Genomic DNA, 5,932 nt, shown 5'->3' with positions numbered 1-5,932 from the left:
TGAACCTGGGCAACGCCACCGGCCACCCGAGCTTCGTGATGAGCGCGTCGTTCGCGAACCAGACGATTGCGCAGATCGAGATCCACAAGAACCCGCAGAAGTACGTCGTGGACGGCAAGCCGACTGTCACGACGCTGCCGAAGCACCTCGACGAGAAGGTTGCGCGGCTGCACCTCGACGCCGTCGGCGCGAAGCTGACGATCCTGAGCAAGGAGCAGGCCGAGTACATCGGCGTCGATGTCGCCGGCCCGTACAAGTCCGAGCACTACCGCTACTGAGCGCGCTCAGCCAGGCACGCGGAACGGCCCGTCCCCTCCGGGGGGCGGGCCGTTCGGCGTTACGTACGTCGGTGCCGCCCGGTGCTGGCGCTGCGCGGCTTCGTAGGCGCGGCGGCGGCGCTCGACCAGCACGCTCACCAGCACCTGCGGCGTCGGTGCGTACTGCGGCGGCGGGGGCGAAACCACCGCGAGCACGCGCTCGCGCAACTGCTCGCCCAGTGCGTAGCGCCCGGCGTCGCTCATCGCGTGCGCGCGCGTCACGAACTGACGCAGGCTCAGCGCGAGCCGGTCGTCGAGGCGGTGCAGGTCCAGGGACAGCACCCACGGCTGCAGCGGCACCGGCACCCACGTCGGGAGCGGCACGACAGGCGCGGGCCCGGCGCGCTCGTTGAGCACGACGGTGCCGGCCATCATGTCGCCCAGGCGCTTCTCCTCGCTGCTGAGGCTCATCGTCCATACGCCGGCGATGGTCGTCAGCGGGTACAGCAGTCCGGGCTTCTCGAGCACGAGCCCGGCGAGGCCGCGTACGAGTGCCTGGCGGAAGCCGATCGGGCCGCCGTCGTCGCGTACGACGCGCAGCCCGAAGACCAGCTTGCCGACCGTTCGGCCGTGGGTCAGCCACTCCGTCAGGATCGGGTAGCCGGCCAGCAGGAGCGCGACCTCGACGATCACGATCGCGACAACTGCCGCGGCATCACTGCCGAGCGCGAGTTGTACGTCGACCACGAGCAACAACGAGAGCGCCGCCAGTTCGATGGCGGCGTCGAGCGCCGCGGCCACGGTGCGCGACCCGACGCCGGCGCGGGGAAGCACGAGGCGCACGCCCTCACCGGAGACGATTGGCGCGCCGGTGGGTTGCACGCAGGGAACTGTAGATCGCGCGGCCCGGCCACGCCGTCAATAGACTCTGCGCCACCGTGGACATCGACATCTTCGTCGCCGAGCGCGACGCGCGCTGGCGGCGCCTGGCTGAGCTGTCCGGGCGCCGGCGTCTCGACACCGCCGAGGTCGACGAACTGGTGCAGCTCTACCGCGAGACCGCCACGGACCTGTCGATCGTCCACTCCCGGGTGCCCGACCCGGCGCTACGCCTACGGCTGTCCCGACTGCTGTCCCGTGGCCGGGCGGCGGCGGTGGGTGCGCCGCAGGTGTCCGGGTGGTCGGCGCTGGCGCGCGGCGTCCTCGTCGACTTCCCGACGACCGTCTACCGCACGTGGCGCTGGTCGGTGGGCACGGCGGTCGTCAGCCTGGGCATCTCCGTCGCGATGATGCTGTGGCTGCGGGTGCATCCGGACCGCGTGCGTCGCGTGCTCCCGTCGAAGGCGATCCGCCAGCTCGTCGACCACGACTTCCGCGACTACTACTCCGCACACCCGGCGCAGGCGTTCGGTCTGCAGGTGTGGCTGAACAACACCGTCGTGTCCGCGCTGGCGATCTTTCTCGGCGTGACGCTCGTCGGCACGCTGTACGTGCTGTGGCAGAACACGGTGAACCTCGGGCTGGTCGCCGGCATCATGCTCGGCGCGGGCAAGGGGACGGTCCTGTTCGGCCTGCTGCTGCCGCACGGCATGCTCGAGCTCAGTGCGGTGTTCATCGCGTCCGGCCTGGGCCTGCGGACGGGCTGGGCGTGGATCGCGCCCGGCGCCCTGCCGCGGGCGCAGTCACTCGCGCAGGCCGGCCGCGCGGCGGGCGTCGTCGCGGTGGGATTGATGGGGGTGCTGCTCGTGTCCGGCACGCTCGAGGCGTTCGTGACACCGTCCGGACTGCCGACGTGGGCGCGCATCGGCATCGGCGCCGTGGCCGAGGTGGCATTCGTCGGCTACGTGGTCCTGCTCGGCCGGCGTGGCGTGCGTGTCGGCGCGACCGGCGATCTGCAGCCCGTCGAGCGGGAGCACGTACTGCCGAGCGCCTGAGACCCGGCATGATCTGCCTGTGACCTCATCGATCGGCCGTGACCGCCAGGGCGACATCTACCGTGCCGGGACGTTCGGCAGGCGACCGGCGACGCCCACGGGTTGGGACGACCTGGTCGCGCGGGCCCGGCGCGGGATGACCCGCGCGGGGTTCGCCTATATCGCCGGCGGGGCCGGCCGCGAGCGCACCATGAGCGCCAACGACGACGCGTGGGCGCAGTGGCAGCTCGTGCCGCGCGTGCTGCGTGACGTCTCGCGTCGCACGACCCGCTCCGAGCTGTTCGGCACCGAGCTTGCCGCGCCGGTGTTGCTCGCCCCGGTGGGCGTGGCGTCGATGGCGCACCGGCGCGCGGACCTCGCCGCCGCCGAGGCGTGCGCCGAGCTGGGCATCCCGATGATCTTCTCGAACCAGGCGTCGGTACCCATGGAGGAGTGCGCCGCCGTGATGGGTGACGGCCCGCGCTGGTTCCAGCTGTACTGGTCGACGATCGACGAGCTCGTCGAGAGCTTCCTGGCCCGCGCGCAGAAGAGCGGTTGTCAGGCCATCGTCGTCACACTCGACACCACGATGCTCGGCTGGCGCAACCGGGATCTTGATCTGGGTTCGCTGCCGTTCGCGCACGGCTGGGGGATCGCGCAGTACACGAGCGACCCGGTCTTCCAACGGCTGGCGGCAGAGCGGGCGAAGCGTCCGTCGAGCGGACCGCAACCACGGCCGACGCCGGCGGCGGTGCGCACGCTGATCGACATCAGCCGTGCACACCCGGGCGGTTTCCTGGACAACCTGCGCTCGCCGATCCCGCGCGCGGCGGTCGAGTTGTTCCTCGAGACCTACTCGCGGCCGTCCATCACGTGGGACGACCTCGCGTGGCTGCGCGAGCGCACCGATCTGCCGATCCTGCTCAAGGGGGTCCTGCATCCCGACGACGCGCGGCGCGCAGTCGACGCGGGCGTGCAGGGCGTGGTCGTGAGCACGCACGGCGGTCGGCAGGTCGACGGCTCGATCGGCGCGGCGCAGGCGCTGCCCGGCGTCGTCGACGCGGTGGACGGCGCGATCAAGGTGCTCGTCGACAGCGGCATCCGCACCGGCTCGGACGTGCTCAAGGCCGTGGCGCTGGGCGCGGACGCCGCGCTCGTCGGCCGGCCGTGGGTCTACGGCCTTGCGGCGGGCGGCCCGGCCGGCGTCCGCGACGTGCTGCACAACCTGCTCGCCGAGCTCGACCTCACGCTCGGGCTGACCGGCTGCACGTCGATCGCCGATGCGCGCGACATCACCCTGGTCCGCCGCGGCGCGTGAGCTGCACGTGCCAGCCACGGCCAAACCCCCCCGGTGATCAACAGTCGGTTCTGCGCACCAGGGTGCGCAGAACCGACTGTTGATCACCGAAAGGCTGAGGGGTTGGGGTCTGCGAGACGCGTGTTGTTAGAGGCGACCGGCGGCTTTGAGGTCGAGGTAGACGTCCGTGACGCGCGAGGCCAGCACGTCGGCGGGCGCGTCCACGACGTGCGCACCGAGCGCGGACAGCTGCGCGATGACCTGCGCGCGCCGGCTTGCGCCGACCTCTACCGCGGCCGCGACGTAGACGTCGGCGGAGGTGTCGCGTCGCGCGGCGAGTTCGCCGAGTGTCGGGTCGGACGCCGACGCCACCACGAGCTCGTGCCGTGTCACCAATGTGCGCGCCGCGGGCAGCAGGCCGGTGTCCGCCGCGGTGTCGAGCGCGCCGAACAGCACGACCAGCGAGCGCTTCGACACCTGCCGCAGGACCTGCGTGCACAGCAGCTGCGGATCGGTCTCGAGCAGTTCCGGCTCCAGCGGGGTGAGCGCCCCGACGAGGCGTGGCAGCACGTCGCGGCCACCCGTGAGCCCGAGCCGGGCGCGCACCTCGACGTCCGCGGCGACGAGCGCGACGCGGTCACCGGCGCGCGACGCCACGGCGCCGAGCAGCAGACACGCGTCCAGTGCGGCGTCGAGCCGCGGCTCGTCACCCACGCGTGCCGCGGACGCGCGTCCGGTGTCGACGGCGAGGACGATGTGCCGGTCCCGTTCCGGGCGCCACGTCCGCACCACGAGGTCGCGCGAGCGCGCCGTGGCGCGCCAGTCGATCGAGCGCACGTCGTCGCCGATCACGTAGGTACGCAGCGAGTCGAACTCGCTGCCCTGCCCGCGCTGGCGCACCAGCACCGCGCCGTCGATCTGGCGCAACCGGGAGAGTTTCTCCGGCAGGAACCGGCGCGACCCGAAGGCGGGCAGCACCTTGACCGCGCCGGGCACGTCGAGTTGGCGTTGCCGTGCAGCCAGCCCGAGCGGTCCCCAGGAGCGCAGCGCGACGAGGACGTTGCGCCGCTCGCCGCGCCGTGTCGGGACGAGCGTGGTGGTGCGCCGTCGACGCTCACCGGGTGGCACGCGCAGGGTCGACGCAGCGCGGAGCGCGCCGGCCGACGGCACCCAGGCGTCGCGCACCGCGAGCCGTGCCGTGCGCCGGCCGGCGTTGGTGATCGTCAGCTCCGACTCGGCGCGTTCGTGCAACCGCACCGGCGCGCTCGCCGACCGCTCCACGCGCAGGTCGGCGACGCGCGCGGCGGCGGCGAGATCGGCCAGCAGCGCGACGGCGACGACCGCGATCCAGACGTACAGCGCCACGGCGGACAGCAACGCGAACAGCACGCCGACGGCCGCCAGTGCGACGAACCGCCCGGACAGCACCATCAGTCATCCACCTCGCGGCACGGTCAGCGCGGCACCGGCACCGCGGCGAGCACCGACTCGAGCACACCGTCCGGCGTGGTGCCCTCGAGCTCGGCCTCCGGCCGCAGCTGGATGCGGTGCCGGAACGTGGGCCGGGCCAGCGACTGCACGTCGTCCGGCGTCACGAACTCCCGGCCGGACAACCAGGCCCAGGCCCGCGACGTGGCGAGCAGAGCAGTGGCGCCGCGCGGCGACACACCCAGCGCCACCGACGACGACTGGCGCGTCGCCCGGGCGAGCTCGACGATGTAGCCGAGGATGACCGGGTCGACGTGCAGCCGGCGCACCGCTTCGGTTGCCGCCGTGAGGTCGGCGGCGCCGGCGACCCGGGTGAGCCCGGCGCCGGCCAGGTCGCGCGGGTCGAACCCTTGCGCGTGTGCGGTGAGCACGCGTACCTCGGATTCGCGGTCGGGGAGCGGCATCGTCAGCTTGAGCAGGAAGCGGTCGAGCTGGGCCTCGGGCAGCGGGTAGGTGCCTTCGTACTCGACGGGGTTCTGGGTGGCGATGACACAGAACGGGTCGGGCAGCGGATGCGGCCGGCCGTCCACCGACACCTGCCGCTCCTCCATCGCCTCCAGCAGCGCGGATTGCGTCTTCGGGGGCGTCCGGTTGATCTCGTCGGCGAGCAGCAGATTCGTGAACACCGGTCCTTCCCGGAACCGGAACGTGCTCGCGTTGACGTCGTAGATCAGCGATCCCGTGACGTCGCCGGGCATGAGGTCCGCGGTGAATTGGATGCGGGTCGTGGTGAGGTCGAGGGACTGCGCGAGCGCGCGTACGAGCAGTGTCTTGGCCACGCCGGGGACGCCCTCGACGAGCACGTGCCCACGGCACAGCAGGGCGATCAGCAGACCGGTGACGGCGGCGTCCTGCTGAGCGGGACGCCTTAATGAGCGGCCGTACCTTGGCACGGCGGCCGTAACCCGCAAGGAGAACGCCATGTATCACGGTCGCGCCAAGCGCCGCTTTAACCGGACGTCCGAACATCGCAAGGC

The 5,932-nt window shown here is 72.3% G+C and carries 6 protein-coding genes; 3 read left to right on the top strand and 3 right to left on the bottom strand.

Annotated features, from left to right (window positions below; all coding sequences use genetic code 11):
• Window positions 1-278 (top strand): adenosylhomocysteinase (locus ACFFCN_RS18245; RefSeq protein ID WP_375493984.1); only part of this gene is annotated, 278 nt, incomplete at its 5' end.
• Window positions 279-284: 6 nt separating this feature from the next.
• On the opposite strand, the gene ACFFCN_RS18240 is transcribed toward ACFFCN_RS18245, so the two are convergent.
• Complete coding sequence (locus ACFFCN_RS18240; RefSeq protein WP_375493982.1) at window positions 285-1,139, bottom strand: RDD family protein; 855 nt, start codon at window positions 1,137-1,139, stop codon at window positions 285-287.
• Window positions 1,140-1,195: 56 nt separating this feature from the next.
• Between ACFFCN_RS18240 and ACFFCN_RS18235 the strand changes: the two genes are divergently transcribed.
• Window positions 1,196-2,191, top strand: coding sequence for a stage II sporulation protein M (locus tag ACFFCN_RS18235; protein ID WP_375493981.1), 996 nt, complete (start codon window positions 1,196-1,198; stop codon window positions 2,189-2,191).
• Between the two features lie 19 nt (window positions 2,192-2,210).
• On the top strand, window positions 2,211-3,488 hold the full coding sequence (locus ACFFCN_RS18230; RefSeq protein WP_375493979.1) for an alpha-hydroxy-acid oxidizing protein: 1,278 nt from the start codon (window positions 2,211-2,213) through the stop codon (window positions 3,486-3,488).
• Window positions 3,489-3,614: 126 nt separating this feature from the next.
• Here ACFFCN_RS18230 and ACFFCN_RS18225 read toward each other — a convergent pair whose 3' ends face one another.
• Complete coding sequence (locus ACFFCN_RS18225) at window positions 3,615-4,898, bottom strand: DUF58 domain-containing protein (RefSeq protein ID WP_375493977.1); 1,284 nt, start codon at window positions 4,896-4,898, stop codon at window positions 3,615-3,617.
• A gap of 23 nt (window positions 4,899-4,921) precedes the next feature.
• Entirely contained in the window at window positions 4,922-5,878 is a 957-nt protein-coding gene (locus tag ACFFCN_RS18220; protein WP_375493975.1) for an AAA family ATPase, read from the bottom strand.
• Window positions 5,879-5,932 lie beyond the last annotated feature (54 nt).

The organism is uncultured Jatrophihabitans sp., assembly GCF_964246335.1.
GTDB lineage: Bacteria > Actinomycetota > Actinomycetes > Mycobacteriales > Jatrophihabitantaceae > Jatrophihabitans.
Note: the sequence above shows the minus strand (reverse complement) of the source record. Positions and strands in the feature narration are given on the sequence as shown.